Genomic DNA, 17,856 nt, shown 5'->3' with positions numbered 1-17,856 from the left:
GTCATGAAAAGCAAAAAACAATATTTATTGTTGATCAAATGGGAGGAAACATATGAAAATCAAGAAGGAAATCACCCGTGGTCTGGGTGCTGTTTCAGCTTGTCTGCTTACAGTTGTGTCCATAGGAACTCCTGTGGCAGAGGCCTATGAGGGCAGACTAAACACAGTGCTTGGCATTGAAACTACAAAGACAGTTTCGGATGAAGGCTTAGATGTTGATACAGATTATTATAAAAGCGATTATGGAACTGATATTTATGATGGAGATAAGCTGCAGCAGCTGGAGGATGATGCGGCAGCACAGGCAGTTGCAGAACAGGAAGAAGGTTCTGTTCTTTTGAAAAATGACAACAATGCACTTCCACTGGCGGCTGGAAGCAGCATTACACTTTTTGGACAAAATTCTATTGAGAGTACGGAAAGTGTAGCTGGAAGTACAGGTTTTGGCGGTCCGCAATCCTACTCAGGACCTTTTTACAGTTATCATTCTACGGCTAATTCTACCCAGGAACTGGTAACTTATCTTGGAGCAATGGAGTCCGTTTATGATGTTAATCAGACAATGGTAAAGGCTTATCAGGAGAGCGGTTATATGCGTGTAAAATCTGTTGACGATCCGCAGATTGGAGAAGCACCAGCAGATTTTTACACAGAAAATCTGAAAAATAGCTGGCAGGATCAGTATAATGATGCAGCTGTTGTTATGCTTACAAGACAGGCAAGTGAGGATTGTGACCTTCTTCTTGAAGATTCAGAGGGAATCAGTCAGCTGGCTCTTCATCAGGACGAAAAAGATCTTTTGAATATGCTGAAAGAACAGAAAGAGCAGGGCGTATTTAAGAAAATTATTCTTCTTGTAAATTCTAACTGGGCTATGGAGCTTGGAGACCTGGATGATTATGATGTGGATGCATGCCTGTGGATTGGTTCCCCTGGTATTGTTGGATTTACAGGTGTTGTAAATCTGCTTCAAGGAGAGGCGAACCCATCTGGAAAACTGGTTGATACCTATGCGAAAAATTCCCTGTCAGCTCCGGCTATCACCTATGCACAGATGAAAAATACGCCAGAGTGGGCGAATCTGGATGAGGTTCTGGAATATTGTTCAGACAGCGATCAGTATGTTTCCAACTATCTGATCTATGCAGAGGATATTTATGTAGGATATAAATATTATGAAACCCGTTATGAGGATACCGTACTTGGAAACGGAAATGCAGACAGTATAGTTGGTTCCTCAACTGGAAAAGCATGGAATTATAATGACGAAATCGCTTATCCATTTGGCTATGGACTTTCCTACACAACCTTTTCCCAGACCCTTGATGGTGTAGAGTATGACGAAACAACAGATACTTACAACGTAAAAGTTACCGTGACAAATACTGGTGATACAGCTGGAAAATCTGTTGCAGAAGTCTATGCACAGACCCCATATGGGGATTATGAAAAAGAGAACAATGTGGAGAAATCTGCAGTCCAGGTTGTGGGCTTTGATAAGACAGATATCCTGGCGCCAGGTGCTTCTGAGACACTGGAAATTCCAGTAGAAAGATATCTCCTTGCAAGCTACGATTACACCAATGCCAAAGGCTATATTTTAAGCGAAGGCGATTATTACTTTGCCATCGGCGATGATGCACACGATGCCCTGAACAATATTCTTGCTGCAAAAGGTGCCAAGGGAATGACAGATGCATTGGGCGAGAAGGCTAAAGGAGATGCAGAGAAAGCATACTCCTGGAACAATGCAAAACTGGATACAGAGTCCTATAAAATGTCCCGCTATTCTGATATGGAAGTAACAAACCAGTTCGACGATGCCAATTTAAATAACCTTGGAACAGACACTGTAACTTATCTTTCCAGAAGTGACTGGGAGGGAACATATCCAGCAGAGCAGGTTTCTGTAACTGCAACTGAGGATATGATGAAAACTTTAAATGGTGATCTTTATACAGAACCAGAAGATGCACCATCTGTAGATGATTTTACCCAGGGAGTAGATGCTGGCATTAACTTTGTTGCAATGAAAGATGTAGATTACGATGACGATGCCACATGGGATAAATTCCTTGACCAGCTCACGGTAGAAGAAATGGCTTCTATTCTCCCTGACCAGAACGGTTCTGTACTAGTTGAGAGTATTGCAATGCCGTCTACCTACCGTGGGGATGATATGGACTGTTTGGAGCAGGTAACTTTCAAACTTACTGGAAAATCCGGTATTGTATGGCCTTCCACCGTTGTTATGACCTGCACCTGGAATAAAGATGATGTTGCGAAACGAAGCAGCATGACTGCAAATGAAGCTTATTTTATGGGCGCAACAGAAATCTGGTCTGGCGGCCCGAACTGCCATCGTACACAGTTTAACGGACGAGCTTCTGCTTACTATTCTGAAGATGGAAACATGGGATATCTGGTAGGAACTGTTGTTGCTGAAAACGTTCAGAAATATGGAATTATCCTTGGCTATAAACACATGGTTGTAAACGACCAGGAAGCACATCGTGAGAGTGCGGCAACCTTTACCAATGAACAGGCTCTTCGTGAGCAGTATCTGCGAGCTTTTGAGGGAGCCTATACAAAAGGCGGCGCAATGGGTTGTATGACAGCATTTAACAGAATCGGCTGCACTTACTGCGGAAGTTCCTCAGCACTTCTTACAACTGTTATGAGAGGAGAATGGGCTTACAAAGGACATGTTACTTCTGATGCGGTTGTAAATATGGATTACAAGAAACATTATACTTCTAACATTACAGCAGGACTTGACTACTGGTGCTGGGATATGGCAGGATTCGGAGCTTCCGATGATTCTTCTGTAGTGCTCAGTAAAGACATGGTTACGGAAGCCATCGAAAATGGTGACGGTTACATGCTTCAGACTCTGCGTAATGCAACCAAGCACAATGTTTATGCACAGGTTCATTCTATCCTGATTAATGGACTGGATGAAACCTCTCATGTAGTACATATTACTCCATGGTGGAAAACAGCTTTGAAAGCGGCAACAATTGGATTTGGAACAATTACTATACTGTTTATTGTACTTTACTATCTGGAAATGCTGGTTTGGAGTAAAAAGAGAGGAGAAAATGCATAATGAATATCAAAGATAAGATATTAGGAAAAAGAATCAGCGGCATTTTTAATGCATTAAATATTCTGCTCGGCCTGTTCTGCATTATTTATTACAGTATCAACGCAAACCGTGTAAATGAGTTTAATAAAGCTGTTGATTTTTATCTTGTACTGGCCATTATGTGCTGTGGGATTTACGTATTTGCAGATTATGTGATTGCGGATATTTTCAATCTGATTGCAGTTGTGTTTATTACACTTTCCATTGGAAAAATGATCGTAAACAGTATCAACACTTTTGCAGATGCCTTGAACGGAATTTCCATGTTCGGTTCTTCTGGTGTGATCGGTTATATTATTGTGACAGCGGTGGTTATGGTTATCATGCTGGTGCTGGAAATCGTATCCTGTTTCCTGAGCAGAGAGAAAAAGAATGCAATGAAGGTGGTTGTTTCTGAAAAATAATTTCAGAAGTGTAAAACTTAATTATAAAAAAATCCGACAGAACAGGTATGAAAATACCATCTGTCGGATCTTTTTTATCTATTTGTAGTTCTTAACAAACTATGTTCGCAAATATACTGGAACACAAAATAAAAAATAATTCCCTTTGAAACGGTGGAAAGTGTCAGTGCCCACCAGATTCCATTCAGTCCCAGTGCAGTGTTTGACAGAACCAGTGCAAGGGGGATTCGTATAACAGTCAGGCCAACGCTGATCAGACTGCAAAGCTGTGTCCGTCCAAGACCAGACAGGGCACCCACAGTCATCATTTCCACGCTGAGAAAAATTTCGGAAAATCCGATGATTCGCAGGTAATCAACGGAAAGACGGATAACTTCCTCCTCGTGGAAAAAGAGCACAGAAATCTGCCGCGGGAAAAATACAAAGGCAATAGTGATCAGTGCAGCCCAGCATATCAGAAGCCGAATGGAAATATGGTATCCTGATTTGATTCGGTCTTTTTTTCCTGCTCCGTAGTTCTGCCCCATGAAAGCGTTCAGGGCGGAGCCAAAACCATCAGCTGTGTTCCAGGAAAGGGACTCAATCTGTCCGCCTACACGCTGTACGGCAATAGCACCGTCCCCGAATCCGGAAACCATTCGGGTGAGTATCATGGAGATGATACAGTAAAGGCTTCCTTGAAGCGCAGTGGGGGTTCCAATGCGAAAGACTCCTTTTAAACAGGCAATATCCGGTCGTGAAAGCAGACGGATTTTGTGTAGTACATTGGCTTCACCGTGGTCACGGAGAATTTCTGTAACAAGGATCAGCAGAACTATAATCTGTGCAGTAACAGTTGCAACTGCTGCTCCTACAACTTCTAATCTGGGAAATGGTCCTACACCAAGAACAAGAAGCGGATCAAGGATCATATTCAGTATCAGACCAAAGAAGTTTGCCTTCAATGGTGTTTTGGAATCGCCCTGGGCTGTGAAAAGACCTGTCAGCACCTGGGAAAGGAAGGAAAACAGGATTAGTCCGCAGGTAATCCGCATATAAATTCTGGCACTGTTGTAAGTTTCTGCATCATTTAATGCAAAGAACTGCAGCAGCGGATTCGTAAATAATATACTGATCAATGTAACAAAAAGAGAGAATAGTATGGTAAGCTGCAGAGCTGCCTGTGCAAAGCCTGCGGCAGCCTTCTGATCACCTCTTCCAAGGGAATGCGCCATGTTTACCTGTCCTCCCATTCTTGCCAGGGAAGAAAGTCCCTGGGAGAGCCAGACGTACATACCTCCCACGCCCACACCCGCCACTGCTTTAGAGCCCAGCATTCCTATCCATGCCATATCTGTAATGTTGTAGGCGGTAGACAGGAAGGAAGAAGCCATGATTGGCAGTGCCAGCTCAGACAAAGTCCGTAAAATAGGACCGGAGGTGAGATTTAATTGTTTCTTTTTCATTTTAGATCTCCTGAAAATAGTAAAGTATCATTATTATACCATAGAAAACGCATTTTAAGAAGATGAAATATGACTTGAAAATACTCTAAAGCCTGTTTGAAAAAGTCTAGAGCGTGTTTGAAAAAGGCTTTCTGCAAGATGTGCGTCACAATTTGTGGGAGATTTTGTCCGGATGAAGGCGCCGTAGCGGGCTACGGCAACTGAATTCAGGCAAAATATACCGCAAAGTGGGGCGTGCAGATTGCGGGAATGATTTTTCAAACACGCTCTAATGTGAAAAAAATATGAAATTATGTTCCATACCTTGACTTTTAAAAGAATGAATGTTATATTACAAATAGAACAAAAATAAAAGTTATTTCCCGTGGATGTTCGGGAGATGGACAACAGCATTCCCCGGAAGAGATTCCGGGGAATTTGTAGATACTGAATAGTTACAATAAATTGACATTACTGTATTCAGAAAATATATTACAAAGTATATGGATGAAAGCTGTGGGCAGTAATGAATTTATTTCGCAATATGAGGAGTCAGAGGTGACCAGTATGGGAGCAAAGAGAGATTATTATGAAGTGCTGGGAATCAGTCGCAGCGCGGATAAAGATGCTATAAAGAAAGCTTATCGTAAGATGGCAAAGAAATACCATCCGGATTCAAACGCGGGAAATCCGGATGCTGAAGAAAAGTTTAAGGAAGTCACAGAAGCATATAATGTGCTCAGTGACCCTGAGAAGAAAAAACTCTATGATCAGTTCGGTCATGCAGCATTTGAAGAAGGTGCTGGCGGTGCCGGATATGGTGAAGGTGGCTTTAATAGAAACGGCGGCTTTGACGGCTCTGGATTCAGTGGCTTTGGCGGTTTTGGAAATAGTCATAGCGGTGCTTATAGAAGTCCGGATGGCAGCTATCAGGAATTTCATTTCGAAGGTGGTGACATGGACGATATTCTGAAGAATCTGTTTGGAGGAGGCTTCGGAGGAGGAAGCAATTCTGAAAAGGCTGGTTCCGCACACGGATTTGGAGGAAGCGGTTTTGGTCACTCTGGTTTTGAAAACGGCTCTTTTAGAAGCGGATTTAATGGTAGTTTCGGCAGTGGAGGTTTTGATGGTACCGGTTATGGAGATGGCTTTGGAAACAGCTGCAATAGCGGCTTTAGTGGCAGTCACCAGCAGAAAGGCCAGGACCTGAACGCAGAAATTTCCATCAGCTTCAACGAGGCAGCATTTGGTTGCGACAAGCTGATTAATCTTTCTGGTGCAGACGGCAGTGGAAAACAGACTCTGAAAGTTCACATTCCTGCCGGAATTGACAACGGCAAGAGTATCCGTCTGAGAGGCAAAGGAAATCCAGGTTACGGAGGTGCTCCCGCAGGGGATCTTCTTCTGAAGGTTCATGTAGGCGAGCGCCCTGGCTTTGAGCGAAAAGGCACCGACGTTTACACCACCGTAAATGTGCCGTTCATCACAGCTGCTCTGGGCGGTGAGGCAAAAGTCCAGACCCTGAATGGCCAGGTAATGTGCCGTATCCCGGAAGGCACACAGTCTGGCAGCAAGATCCGTCTGAAAGGAAAAGGTATCCAGGCAATGGGAAAAGCTGGAGTCTACGGTGATCTGTACGTAACCGTCCAGGTTCAGGTACCGAGAAATTTAAGCGAGGAATCCAAACGGAGACTTCGTGAATTTGATACCAGTACCAGAATGGCTGGTACAAGAGGAAGTCGAACAGCGTAAAATTGCCTGCTATTAAATAACTATTTATTAAATAAGCGAAAGGTACAATATAGCTTACATGTATAAAATTTGGTTTGCTAAATCTAAGCTGAATGCATGTAAGCAGTTTGTTTCTATGTCTTGATCATAATCCGAAATCGGACTAAATCTATTAAAAAAGGTCCGATTTCGGATTTTTTGTGCTGCTTTACAGATCGGGAAAGCAAAAAGGAGAGAAAACGCATATGGCAGAAGCTCTGGGATTGACCGGTTCTGTGTCCTGTCTGGTGAAGAATAAAAAGAAATATCATTATTATTAGAAAAAACACTATATTTCTTGAAAAAATGATATTGATTTAAGTACATGAATTGTGGCATGATATAAACATGTATGTTAAACTGTAATAAGTGTAACAATATATGCTAAAGTATGATGCTTTTGAACAGGGAGGAAAAAATGGGAAATCAGAGAGAATGTGGCGTGCTGCTTCCAATCAGTAGTCTGCCTTCAAAATACGGAATTGGATGTTTTTCAAAAAGTGCCTATGAGTTTGTGGATCAGTTGAAGGCAGCCGGACAGGGCTGTTGGCAGATTCTGCCCCTTGGACCAACCAGCTACGGTGATTCACCTTATCAGTCTTTTTCCACCTTTGCAGGAAATCCTTATTTTATCAGTCTGGAAGACCTGATCGAAGAGGGAGTGCTTACGGAAAAAGAGTGTGATGCTGTGGATTTCGGTTCCAGGGAAGATGATGTGGATTATGAGAAAATTTACAAAGGACGATACAAACTTCTTCGTAAAGCCTATGAGAGAAGCGATATTTCCAAAAATCCTGACTTTGTAAGATTCCAGCAGGAGCAGGCGCATTGGCTTGGCGATTATGCACTTTTTATGGCGGTGAAGGATCGTTTTGAGGGAATTCCGTGGACAGAATGGGCGGAGGACATCCGTCTTCGCTGGAATAATGCACTGGATTATTACAGAAAAGAACTGTATTTTGAAATTGAATTCCAGGAGTATATGCAGTTCAAATTTTATGAACAGTGGGCGAAACTGAAAGCGTATGCAAACAGAAGAGGAATTCGTATTATCGGAGATATTCCGATCTATGTTGCCATGGACAGCGCAGATACCTGGGCAAATCCAGGACTTTTCAAACTGGATGAAAATAACGAGCCTACACAGGTAGCCGGATGTCCGCCAGATGGATTTTCTGCAACAGGACAGCTTTGGGGAAATCCGCTGTACAGATGGGATGTGCATAAAAATACCGGATTCGAGTGGTGGATCAAACGTCTGGCACATTGCTTTAATATGTATGATGTTGTCCGCATTGATCATTTCCGTGGATTTGATGAATATTATGCGATTCCATATGGTGATAAGGATGCAAAACGCGGCTGGTGGGAAAAAGGACCTGGAATGGATCTTTTCCGTACCGTTTCCTATCGGTTGGGACACAAGGACATTATTGCTGAGGACCTTGGTTTCATGACTGATTCTGTGAAGCGTCTTGTGGAGGAGAGTGGTTATCCAAACATGAAGGTAATCGAGTTTGCCTTTGATGAGCGGGATACTGGAAATGCCAGTGATTATCTGCCTCATAACTACACAAATAACTGTGTGGTTTATACCGGAACCCACGACAATGAGACACTGCTTGGCTGGTATGGGGATATTACTCCTGAGGAGCGTCATATGGTTCGGGAATATCTGTGGAACTTCCACGATGATGAGAAAGGCATCTGCCGGAATATGATCCGTCTGGTTATGGGAAGTGTAGCCGGAAGATGTATTATTCCGATTCAGGATTATCTGCAGCTTGATAATTCAGCCCGCATTAATCAGCCATCCACTCTGGGAACAAACTGGAAGTGGCGCCTGAAAGAAGGACAGTTCAGCAAAGAATTGCAGAAGGAAATGCTGACTCTGGCGACCAGATTCGGAAGGAAAAACTGGACCCCGGATCCGTTGGAAGAGAAAATGGAATAAATTTAATATTTAATCAGTTGTTGCATAAAAAAAGGTAGAAGAGTAAAATTGAGGGCAAGGGTGTTTGCCCTCAATTTTGTATATACGGAGAGCTGAAAAGTTCGTGCTTTTCATAAAAAACATGAGGAGGAAACTAAGTTGGAAATTGAGAGAAAGTTTCTCATTAAGAGAGAAAACCTTCCGGAAAACCTGGAGCAGTATCCAAGCAAGGTAATTGAGCAGGGCTATCTGTGCACAGAGCCGGTAGTGCGGATCCGCAAATCTAATGACAATTACTATCTGACTTATAAATCAAAGGGACTGCTGGCAAGAGAGGAATACAATCTGCCGCTGACAAAAGAAGCTTATGAGCACTTAAAACCCAAAGCAGACGGAATCGTGATCTCCAAGGTACGTTATGTGATTCCTGAGAAAGACGGTTTATCCATTGAACTGGACGTATTCAAAGCCCCCTACGAAGGTCTTCTCCTGGCAGAAGTGGAATTCCCCACCGAAGAAGCTGCCCACGCTTACCAGCCGCCAAAGTGGTTCGGGGAGGATGTGACGTATTCCACAGAGTATCACAACAGTACCTTAAGTAAAGGGAAAAAGAGATAAAATTTTTATTTTATAATGAACCTTAACTAGAGCCTGTTTGAAAAATCATTCCCGCAATCTGCACGCCCCACTTTGCGGTATATTTTGCCCGAATTCGGTTGCCGTAGCCCGCTACGGCGCCCTCATCCGGGCAAAATCTCCCACAAATCGTGACGCACATCTTGCAGAAAGCCTTTTTCAAACACGCTCTAAACAACGACCTACATGAAAGGAGCAGAAGATATGAAAATCGGATTTATCGGATGTGGAAATATGGGTTCTGCAATGATCGGTGGAATCCTGAAAAATGGTGTGTTTGAAAAAAATGAGATTATTGTTTCAAATCTCACAGAAGAAGGAAGCAGAAGAAGTCAGGAAAAACTTGGAGTTGTGACAACTCTGGATAATTGTGAAGTTGTGAAAAATGCAAATATTGTTATATTAGCAGTAAAGCCTCAATTCTATGAGGAGGTAATCGGTGAAATTAAAAATTTCCTGACACCACAGCATATGATCGTAGGAATTGCGCCCGGTAAAACTCTTGCATGGCTGGAAGAAAAATGTGAGCAGCCGTTAAAGGTGGTACGTCTTATGCCGAATACCCCGGCACAGGTAGGGGCAGGAATGACAGGTGCCTGTGTCAATGATCGGGTAACAGAAGAGGATCTGGATCAGATTCTTGCCATTACAAACAGCTTCGGTCGCACAGAGGTGGTACCTGAAAGACTGATGGACGCAGTCAGCGCAGTCAGTGGGTGCTCTCCGGCTTATGTATTTATGTTTATTGAAGCAATGGCAGATGCCGCTGTGGCACAGGGAATGCCAAGAAAACAGGCCTATCAGTTTGCTGCCCAGGCTGTACTTGGAAGTGCGAAGCTGCTTCTGGAGACAGGCATGCATCCGGGAGAACTGAAGGATATGGTATGCTCCCCGGCAGGAACGACCATTGAGGGTGTGCGTATCCTGGAAAAAAATGGTTTCCGCAGTGCTGTGTTTGAAGCATTGCAGGGAGCTGCTGATAAAGGAAAGAAAATGTGAGCTTTGCCTACAAAAAACACCTCGCGGAATATTACCAGTGAGCAGTAACTATAAGTAAATAATTGTGAAAATGAATCAGGAGGTTCCACTATGAGCAAAAAAGTATACATCTTCCTCGCCGACGGTTTTGAAGACATTGAAGGCTTAACTGTAGTTGATCTTATGCGAAGAGCAGGAATCACTATTACAACCGTTTCTATTAAAAACACCAAACAGATCACCACAGCCCATGGAATTACCATGCTGACCGATACCACCTTCCGTGAGGCGGATTTCTCCGACGCAGACATGCTGGTTCTCCCGGGCGGACAACCTGGAACCACTTATCTTGGAGGATTCGAGCCACTTACCGATCTGGTTAAAAGCTTCTATAATAATGGAGGTAAGATCGCAGCCATCTGCGCGGCACCTACTGTTTTTGCAGAAATCGGACTTTTACATGGAAAGAAGGCCACTGCATACCCGGCCTGCATGGACGGTCTTGGAGATGCTGTGAAGTCTGAAGAAAAGGTTGTAATTGATGGAAATATTACTACAAGCCGTGGACTTGGAACTGCAATTGACTTTTCCCTTTCCCTGATTTCCCAGCTCCTTGGACAGGAAAAAGCAGACCAGATTGCAGAATCCGTAGTTTATAAGTAGGAAATATTATAAAAAACCCTAATTTTTTAGGAATAACAGGGAAAACCATAAAAAACACTGGCGTTTTTAATTTGGTTGTGCTATACTTCTACAATGACTGTAATAATAGGGGGAAACCCTGCGCATTTATAACCGCAGAAGGATCGCAGTGACAGGAACTTGTTTTGGACTTTCCGGTTATCATCTGCGGTATCATTATTAAGAAATGGACAATGTCAATGCATTGGACCTGACATTTTACCTGAGAATATTAAGGAGGAACACGAAAATGAGTTTACAGGTGGAGAAATTAGAGAAAAACATGGCGAAGCTTACCATCGAAGTTTCCGCTGAAGATTTAGACAAAGCAATGGAGAAAGCTTACCAGAAACAGAAAAGCAGAATCAGCCTTCCAGGATTCCGTAAAGGAAAAGCTCCGAGAAAGATGATCGAGAGCATGTATGGCAAGGGTGTATTCATGGAAGACGCTGTTAATTCTCTTGTACCACAGGAGTATACAAAAGCTCTTGGCGAGTGCGATCTTGAGATTGTTTCCCAGCCGGAGATCAATGTTACACAGATGGAGCCTGGTAAAGCTCTTATCTTCACAGCTGATGTAGCTGTGAAACCAGAGGTTACTCTTGGAGATTACAAGGGTGTAGAGGTTCCGAAGTCTGAGATCGCTGTAACAGACGAGGAAGTTGACGCTGAGGTTAAGAAAGAGCAGGATAAGAATGCAAGAACAGTTGCAGTTGAGGATCGTGCAGCTGCAAACGGCGATATCACAACAATCGATTTCGAAGGATTTGTTGATGGTGTTGCATTTGACGGCGGTAAAGGAACTGACTACGCACTTACACTTGGTTCCGGTACATTTATCCCGGGATTCGAGGATCAGCTTGTTGGAGCAAACACTGGTGACCATGTAGAAGTTAAGGTTACTTTCCCAGAGGAATATCAGGCAAAAGAGCTTGCTGGCAAGGAAGCTGTATTCCAGTGTGACGTTAAGAAGATTGAGACCAAAGAGGTTCCGGAGCTTGACGATGAGTTTGCGAAAGACGTATCTGAATTTGATACTCTTGCTGAGTACAAAGAAGATGTTAAGAAGAAACTGACAGAGAAGAAAGAGAAAGAAGCAAGAACTGCAAAAGAGAACGCTGCAGTAGATAAAGCAATCGAGAATGCACAGATGGATATTCCGGAGCTTATGACAAAGACAGAGTGCCGTCAGATGATGGACGATTTCTCCAGAAGAATGCAGCAGCAGGGATTATCCATGGAGCAGTACTTCCAGTTCACAGGCCAGAGCATGGACAAGATGATGGAAGACATGAAGCCACAGGCTCTCAAGAGAATCCAGACAAGACTGGTTCTTGAGAAAGTAGCTGAGGCTGAGAACATCCAGCCATCTGAAGAAGAGATCACAGAAGAAATCCAGAAGATGGCAGATGCTTACAAGATGGAAGCTGACAAGATCAGAGAAGCTATCGGTGAGAGCGGACTTGAGCAGATGAAGAAAGATATGGCTGTTCAGAAGGCTGTTACTGTTATCGCTGATGCAGCAGTTGAAGTTGAGAAAGCAGCAGACGCTGAATAATCAGCAGGCAGATAACTGCACATCCCAAGAGGGAAAAATTATTTTGTTATGAAAGCGCTCTCTCTGGCGCATTATAATGCAGACCAGGTGGAGCGCATCTGATAAGAAAAGAGGGAATATATGAGTTTAGTGCCTTATGTCATTGAGCAGACAAGCAGAGGGGAGAGAAGCTACGACATCTATTCAAGGCTTCTGAAGGACAGAATCATTTTCCTGGGAGAGGAAGTAAACGATGTAAGTGCCAGCCTGGTAGTTGCTGAGTTGCTTTTTCTGGAAGCAGAGGATCCTGGAAAGGATATCCAGCTTTATATCAACAGCCCGGGTGGTTCCGTGACAGCTGGTATGGCTATCTACGATACCATGCAGTATATCAAGTGCGACGTTTCCACTATTTGTCTGGGAATGGCTGCCAGCATGGGAGCATTCCTTCTTGCTGGTGGTACAAAGGGTAAGAGATTTGCACTGCCGAATTCTACGATCATGATCCATCAGCCATCTGGCGGAGCCCAGGGACAGGCTACTGAGATCCAGATCGTGGCAGATCACATTGCCAAGACAAAGAGAACATTAAATGAAATTCTGGCTGCAAACACCGGACAGCCTCTTGAGGTAGTAGAGAAAGATACAGACCGTGACAATTACATGTCCGCAGAGGAAGCATTGGCTTATGGTCTGATCGATGGTGTTGTAACCCACAAATAGGGAAAAACTGTAACTGGATAACCGAGTGTACACTGATGAAGATGTAGTATATTTGTGTATTTCCAGTATAAACTTTCCCGCCTAAACTGAAAACAAAAGAAATCCCCCTGGAGCTTTTAGAACTCTAATAGCCGGAGTTTTCTTTTGCATGCTACTGTAAGAAAAGACTCCTGAACTAACAGGAGTCTTATCTTGTAAAATGGGATAATTTTGTAAAATAGGTATATTTTACAGAATAATTTCAAATTTTAAGAAATAAAGAAAACTTTTTTCAGAATAGCTCTGAATAAGGTTGCTTTATTTAAAAGAAAGGAAAAGTTAAAGATTCATGGCTGAGAAGATAAGAGAAGGAAAAGTAAGATGTTCCTTTTGCCAGAAAACCGAGGATCAGGTCCGCAAATTAATCGCCGGACCGGATGGGGCCTACATCTGCGATGAGTGTGTAGGTATCTGCTCGGAAATCATGGAGGAAGAATTTGGAGGATACGATCAGGAAGATATTCTTGGATCTGAGATCAATCTGATGAAACCAGAGGAAATCCATGCAATTCTGGACGACTATGTAATCGGACAGGATGAGGCCAAGAAAGCACTTTCTGTTGCTGTATACAATCATTACAAACGTGTTACTGCTTCAAGAAATCTGGATGTAGAGCTTCAGAAGAGCAACATCCTTATGCTTGGACCAACTGGTTCCGGTAAGACACTTCTTGCCCAGACACTGGCAAGACTTCTGAATGTACCGTTTGCCATTGCAGACGCCACTACCCTGACAGAGGCAGGATATGTAGGTGAAGATGTTGAGAATATTCTTCTGAAGATCATCCAGGCTGCTGATTATGATATTGACAGAGCGCAGTACGGAATTATTTATATAGATGAGATCGACAAGATCACACGTAAATCCGAGAATGTTTCCATCACTCGTGATGTTTCCGGAGAGGGTGTACAGCAGGCACTTCTGAAAATTCTGGAAGGCACTGTTGCAAGTGTTCCTCCTCAGGGTGGAAGAAAGCATCCGCATCAGGAATTCATCCAGATTGATACTACAAATATTCTGTTTATCTGCGGCGGTGCCTTTGACGGTCTGGAGAAGATCATTGAGGGAAGACAGGATACCAAGGCAATTGGCTTTGGCGCAGAAGTCGCTTCCAAAGAGGAACAGAATGTTGGTGAACTGTTCAAGCAGGTAATGCCTGAGGACCTGATCCGTTATGGACTGATTCCGGAGTTTGTAGGACGTGTGCCTGTAGTGGTAACCTTAGACGGACTTGATGAGAACGCACTTCTTCGCATCCTTCAGGAGCCGAAGAACGCACTGACCAAGCAGTACCATAAACTGTTTGAACTTGATGGAGTAGAGCTTGATTTTGAAGATGAAGCACTTCGCGTTATGGCGAGAAAGTCCATGGAACGCAAAACCGGAGCCAGAGGACTTCGTGCGATCATGGAGAGCACTCTTATGGATCTGATGTATAAGACTCCGTCTGACGATACCATTCGTAAATGCATTATTACAAAAGAAGCTGTAGAGGGAACTGGTGAACCTCAGATCGTTCATGGGGAAGCTCCTGCGCAGCCGGTGAATCCGGCAAATACAGGCAGAAGAAGCCAGCGTGCACACAAAAAGGGTACTCCGGAAACAGCCTGATGAAGGGATTTGACTACAAATGAGTGAGCCAATCAATGTACTTCCTGCCCTTGCCCTTCGCGGAACTACCATTCTTCCGGGAATGATCATTCATTTCGATGTAAGCAGGGAACGTTCCAAAAAGGCAATCGAAGCGGCAATGTTTCAGGATCAGAAGATCTTTCTGGTAACCCAGAAGGATCCCCAGATTGAAGATCCTGGATTTGTACAGCTGTTTCAGGTAGGAACTATTGCATATATTAAGCAGGTTGTGAAACTTCCTGACAACCTGCTGCGTGTTCTTGTTGAGGGAAAAAGAAGGGCAGAACTTCTTGGCCTGGAACAGGAGACACCATATTTAAGAGCAGAGACTGTTCTTGTTAATGAGGAAGAAGAGGAACTGCCTCAGGCGATGCTGGAGGCAATGTACAGAAGTATCAGGGAGCTGTTCCAAACTTATTGCGCTAAGGGTGGAAAGATTGGAAAAGAACTGGCTGCCCAGATCATGAATATAGAGAAAGCACCGGAGCTGATCGACCAGATCGTAATTAATCTGCCTCTTTCCTGGCAGAGCAAACAGAAGCTTCTGGAGGCAGCCAGACTGACAGACAGATATGAGCTTCTTGGTGCCATTTTGAGCAATGAGATCAATGTGCTGGATATCAGCCATGACCTTCAGCAGAAACTGAAAAAGCGTGTAGATAAAAACCAGCGTGAATATATTTTGAGAGAACAGTTGAAACTGATACGGGAGGAGCTTGGCGAGGACAATACTGCTGATGAGGCTGAGGAGTTCCGAAGAAAAGCCAAAGAGCTTACTGCTTCCCAGGAAGTAAAGGATCGTATTTTCAAAGAAATCGGCCGCTTTAAAATCACCAGCACCAATGCCGCTGAGAGCAGCATTCTGCGGGGATATATTGAGACACTTCTTTCCCTTCCGTGGGATAAGTGCTCTGAAGATTCTGAAAACCTGAAGGCAGCCTGGAAGATTCTTGAAGAAGGTCATTATGGTCTGAAAGATGTAAAAGAGCGTATTATGGAATTCCTGTCTGTACGTAAGCTGACACATAAAGGAAAATCTCCTATACTTTGCCTTGTGGGACCTCCTGGAACCGGTAAGACTTCTATTGCCAAATCTGTTGCAGAAGCCACTGGCAAGCGTTATGTCCGTATCTGTCTTGGTGGTGTGAAGGATGAAGCTGAGATCCGCGGACATAGAAAGACTTATGTGGGTGCTATGCCGGGAAGGATTACCGTTGCCCTTCAGCAGGCAAAGGTTGCCAATCCGCTTATGCTTCTGGACGAAATTGACAAGACGAGCAGTGATTACAAGGGAGATACTTCTTCTGCGCTTCTTGAGGTGTTGGATCCGGAGCAGAACAGTCATTTCAATGACCATTATGTGGAGCTTCCCCAGGATCTTTCAGAGGTGTTGTTTATTGCAACAGCCAACGATATTCAGGGAATCCCAAGACCGCTTCTTGACCGAATGGAGGTCATTGAGATCAGCGGTTATACGGAGAATGAGAAAGAGCACATTGCAAAGGAGCATCTGATTCCCAAGCAAATGGAAGCCAATGGAATTGAGAAAGGCAAACTTTCCATTCAGGGCGGCGCTCTTCGAAAAATCATCAATAATTATACGAAGGAAGCCGGTGTCCGCAATCTGGAACGTCTCATCGGTCAGATCTGTCGTAAGACAGCACGTCTGATCATGGAAGATGGCAAAGAGAAGGTAACGGTCACTGGCAAGAACCTTGAGAGCTTTCTGGGGCAGGAGAAATACAATTACCTGATGGCGAATAAAAAGGATGAGGTTGGTATCGCAAGAGGTCTTGCCTGGACACAGGTTGGCGGTGATACCCTTCAGATCGAAGTAAATATTATGCCGGGTAAAGGGGAATTTGTGCTTACCGGACAGCTTGGAGACGTGATGAAGGAGTCTGCAACAGCGGGCATCAGCTACATCCGCTCTGTAGCAGCCAGATATGGAATCAATCAGGAATTTTTCCAGGAAAATGACATTCACGTACATATTCCGGAAGGGGCAGTGCCAAAGGACGGTCCGTCAGCCGGAATTACCATGGCAACTGCAATGCTTTCTGCCATTATTGACAAGCCGGTAAGAGCGGATCTTGCCATGACTGGTGAGATCACCTTAAGAGGTCGTGTACTTCCAATCGGCGGACTGAAAGAGAAGCTTCTTGCAGCTAAGTACGCCAAGATTAAAGAAGTACTGGTTCCAAAGTCCAATAAACCGGATATCAAAGAACTGGATGAGGAGATCACAGACGGACTGAAGATCACGTTTGTGGAAAATATGAATGAAGTGCTGGAACGGGCACTTGCCTGAAATGAGAGGTAGGAAAAATGGTAATTAAAAATGTTTCACTGGATATCGTTTGTGGTATCACCAGCAAACTGCCAGACACAGGAAGACCTGAAATTGCTTTTGCAGGGAAATCCAATGTGGGAAAATCCTCCCTCATTAACGGTCTGCTGAACCGAAAAGCGCTGGCAAGAACAAGTTCCCAGCCGGGAAAAACACAGACTATCAATTTTTATAATGTAAATGATTTTATGTACCTTGTGGATCTTCCAGGTTATGGATATGCCAAGGTTCCGGAGACCGAGAAGGCGAAGTGGGGAAAAATGATCGAGCGTTATCTTCATACCTCACAGACTCTGAAGGCAGTATTTCTCCTGATCGACATCCGGCACGATCCATCTGCAAATGATAAGCTGATGTATGACTGGATCGTAAATAACGGATACAATCCGATCATTATTGCAACCAAGCTGGATAAGCTGAAAAGAAGTCAGGTACAGAAGAATATTAAGGCTATCAAGGACGGACTGAAGCTGCGCCCGGGCAGTAAGATCATTCCTTTTTCCGCTGAGACAAAGCAGGGAAAAGATGAAATCTGGGCGTTAATGGACGAGTTGACCGGTGCAGTTCCGGCAGCTACGGACGAGCTGAAGGCCTGACAGA

General features: G+C 43.9%; 14 protein-coding genes and 3 pseudogenes. 14 read left to right on the top strand and 3 right to left on the bottom strand.

The window, feature by feature from the left end; genetic code table 11:
• Positions 1 to 52 precede the first annotated feature (52 nt).
• Together AB5Z12_RS12730 and AB5Z12_RS12725 are read left to right on the top strand one after the other, a co-directional pair.
• Positions 53 to 3,109 carry a glycoside hydrolase family 3 protein gene (locus AB5Z12_RS12730; RefSeq protein WP_173773117.1) on the top strand — a complete coding sequence of 1,019 codons (3,057 nt, stop codon included), beginning with the start codon at positions 53 to 55 and terminating at the stop codon, positions 3,107 to 3,109.
• Positions 3,109 to 3,552, top strand: a complete 444-nt coding sequence (locus tag AB5Z12_RS12725; RefSeq protein ID WP_173719362.1) for a hypothetical protein — start codon at positions 3,109 to 3,111, stop codon at positions 3,550 to 3,552. The genes AB5Z12_RS12730 and AB5Z12_RS12725 overlap by 1 nt, the downstream gene beginning before the upstream one ends.
• A 74-nt stretch (positions 3,553 to 3,626) precedes the next feature.
• On the opposite strand, the gene AB5Z12_RS12720 is transcribed toward AB5Z12_RS12725, so the two are convergent.
• Positions 3,627 to 4,997, bottom strand: a complete 1,371-nt coding sequence (locus tag AB5Z12_RS12720; RefSeq protein ID WP_173770254.1) for an MATE family efflux transporter — start codon at positions 4,995 to 4,997, stop codon at positions 3,627 to 3,629.
• Positions 4,998 to 5,051: 54 nt separating this feature from the next.
• Positions 5,052 to 5,198, bottom strand: a pseudogene (locus AB5Z12_RS12715) (DUF6783 domain-containing protein); the annotation flags it as partial.
• On the opposite strand from AB5Z12_RS12715, the pseudogene AB5Z12_RS12710 reads away from it, so the two are divergent.
• From AB5Z12_RS12710 to AB5Z12_RS12695, 4 genes and pseudogenes are all read left to right on the top strand, one after another.
• Positions 5,136 to 5,285: pseudogene (locus AB5Z12_RS12710) on the top strand (DUF6783 domain-containing protein). The pseudogenes AB5Z12_RS12715 and AB5Z12_RS12710 overlap by 63 nt on opposite strands.
• A gap of 207 nt (positions 5,286 to 5,492) precedes the next feature.
• Positions 5,493 to 6,728 carry a DnaJ C-terminal domain-containing protein gene (locus tag AB5Z12_RS12705; protein ID WP_368368671.1) on the top strand — a complete coding sequence of 412 codons (1,236 nt, stop codon included), beginning with the start codon at positions 5,493 to 5,495 and terminating at the stop codon, positions 6,726 to 6,728.
• A 436-nt stretch (positions 6,729 to 7,164) separates the two neighbouring features.
• The gene (malQ, locus tag AB5Z12_RS12700; protein WP_173719365.1) at positions 7,165 to 8,700 is read left to right on the top strand and encodes a 4-alpha-glucanotransferase; all 1,536 of its coding nucleotides are present in this window, start codon (positions 7,165 to 7,167) and stop codon (positions 8,698 to 8,700) included.
• Positions 8,701 to 8,838: 138 nt separating this feature from the next.
• Positions 8,839 to 9,297, top strand: coding sequence for a CYTH domain-containing protein (locus AB5Z12_RS12695; RefSeq protein WP_173719366.1), 459 nt, complete (start codon positions 8,839 to 8,841; stop codon positions 9,295 to 9,297).
• Between the two features lie 22 nt (positions 9,298 to 9,319).
• Here the strand turns inward: AB5Z12_RS12695 and AB5Z12_RS12690 are convergent.
• Positions 9,320 to 9,418, bottom strand: a pseudogene (locus AB5Z12_RS12690) (DUF6783 domain-containing protein); the annotation flags it as partial.
• Between AB5Z12_RS12690 and AB5Z12_RS12685 the strand changes: the two are divergent.
• From AB5Z12_RS12685 to yihA, 8 genes are all read left to right on the top strand, one after another.
• Complete coding sequence (locus AB5Z12_RS12685) at positions 9,377 to 9,505, top strand: DUF6783 domain-containing protein (RefSeq protein WP_308768464.1); 129 nt, start codon at positions 9,377 to 9,379, stop codon at positions 9,503 to 9,505. The pseudogene AB5Z12_RS12690 and the gene AB5Z12_RS12685 sit on opposite strands and share 42 nt — an antisense overlap.
• A 14-nt stretch (positions 9,506 to 9,519) precedes the next feature.
• Positions 9,520 to 10,314 carry a pyrroline-5-carboxylate reductase gene (proC, locus tag AB5Z12_RS12680; RefSeq protein ID WP_173719367.1) on the top strand — a complete coding sequence of 265 codons (795 nt, stop codon included), beginning with the start codon at positions 9,520 to 9,522 and terminating at the stop codon, positions 10,312 to 10,314.
• 90 nt (positions 10,315 to 10,404) lie between these two features.
• Positions 10,405 to 10,956 (top strand): DJ-1 family glyoxalase III, encoded by a 552-nt coding sequence (locus AB5Z12_RS12675; RefSeq protein WP_173719368.1) that lies wholly within the window; start codon positions 10,405 to 10,407, stop codon positions 10,954 to 10,956.
• Between the two features lie 268 nt (positions 10,957 to 11,224).
• Entirely contained in the window at positions 11,225 to 12,532 is a 1,308-nt protein-coding gene (gene tig / locus AB5Z12_RS12670; RefSeq protein ID WP_173770238.1) for a trigger factor, read from the top strand.
• Positions 12,533 to 12,652: 120 nt separating this feature from the next.
• Entirely contained in the window at positions 12,653 to 13,234 is a 582-nt protein-coding gene (gene clpP / locus AB5Z12_RS12665; RefSeq protein WP_118582708.1) for an ATP-dependent Clp endopeptidase proteolytic subunit ClpP, read from the top strand.
• Positions 13,235 to 13,562: 328 nt separating this feature from the next.
• Positions 13,563 to 14,885, top strand: coding sequence for an ATP-dependent Clp protease ATP-binding subunit ClpX (gene clpX / locus AB5Z12_RS12660; protein ID WP_118582711.1), 1,323 nt, complete (start codon positions 13,563 to 13,565; stop codon positions 14,883 to 14,885).
• A 19-nt stretch (positions 14,886 to 14,904) separates the two neighbouring features.
• Positions 14,905 to 17,217, top strand: a complete 2,313-nt coding sequence (lon, locus tag AB5Z12_RS12655) for an endopeptidase La (protein WP_295261061.1) — start codon at positions 14,905 to 14,907, stop codon at positions 17,215 to 17,217.
• Between the two features lie 17 nt (positions 17,218 to 17,234).
• Entirely contained in the window at positions 17,235 to 17,852 is a 618-nt protein-coding gene (gene yihA / locus AB5Z12_RS12650) for a ribosome biogenesis GTP-binding protein YihA/YsxC (RefSeq protein ID WP_118582717.1), read from the top strand.
• The last annotated feature ends 4 nt before the right edge of the window (positions 17,853 to 17,856 follow it).

The organism is Ruminococcus sp. RTP21358st1_G6_RTP21358_211008 (assembly GCF_040908885.1).
Taxonomy (GTDB): domain Bacteria; phylum Bacillota; class Clostridia; order Lachnospirales; family Lachnospiraceae; genus Blautia_A; species Blautia_A faecis.
This window is presented reverse-complemented; position numbering and strand designations above follow the sequence as displayed.

What these genes read in the sequence shown, in the direction of transcription:
- AB5Z12_RS12730 (WP_173773117.1), top strand. Translation starts at nt 53, where the DNA reads ATGAAAATCAAGAAGGAAATCACCCGTGGTCTGGGTGCTGTTTCAGCT.
- AB5Z12_RS12725 (WP_173719362.1), top strand. Translation starts at nt 3,109, where the DNA reads ATGAATATCAAAGATAAGATATTAGGAAAAAGAATCAGCGGCATTTTT.
- AB5Z12_RS12720 (WP_173770254.1), bottom strand. Translation starts at nt 4,997, where the DNA reads ATGAAAAAGAAACAATTAAATCTCACCTCCGGTCCTATTTTACGGACT.
- malQ (WP_173719365.1), top strand. Translation starts at nt 7,165, where the DNA reads ATGGGAAATCAGAGAGAATGTGGCGTGCTGCTTCCAATCAGTAGTCTG.
- proC (WP_173719367.1), top strand. Translation starts at nt 9,520, where the DNA reads ATGAAAATCGGATTTATCGGATGTGGAAATATGGGTTCTGCAATGATC.
- AB5Z12_RS12675 (WP_173719368.1), top strand. Translation starts at nt 10,405, where the DNA reads ATGAGCAAAAAAGTATACATCTTCCTCGCCGACGGTTTTGAAGACATT.
- tig (WP_173770238.1), top strand. Translation starts at nt 11,225, where the DNA reads ATGAGTTTACAGGTGGAGAAATTAGAGAAAAACATGGCGAAGCTTACC.
- clpP (WP_118582708.1), top strand. Translation starts at nt 12,653, where the DNA reads ATGAGTTTAGTGCCTTATGTCATTGAGCAGACAAGCAGAGGGGAGAGA.
- clpX (WP_118582711.1), top strand. Translation starts at nt 13,563, where the DNA reads ATGGCTGAGAAGATAAGAGAAGGAAAAGTAAGATGTTCCTTTTGCCAG.
- lon (WP_295261061.1), top strand. Translation starts at nt 14,905, where the DNA reads ATGAGTGAGCCAATCAATGTACTTCCTGCCCTTGCCCTTCGCGGAACT.
- yihA (WP_118582717.1), top strand. Translation starts at nt 17,235, where the DNA reads ATGGTAATTAAAAATGTTTCACTGGATATCGTTTGTGGTATCACCAGC.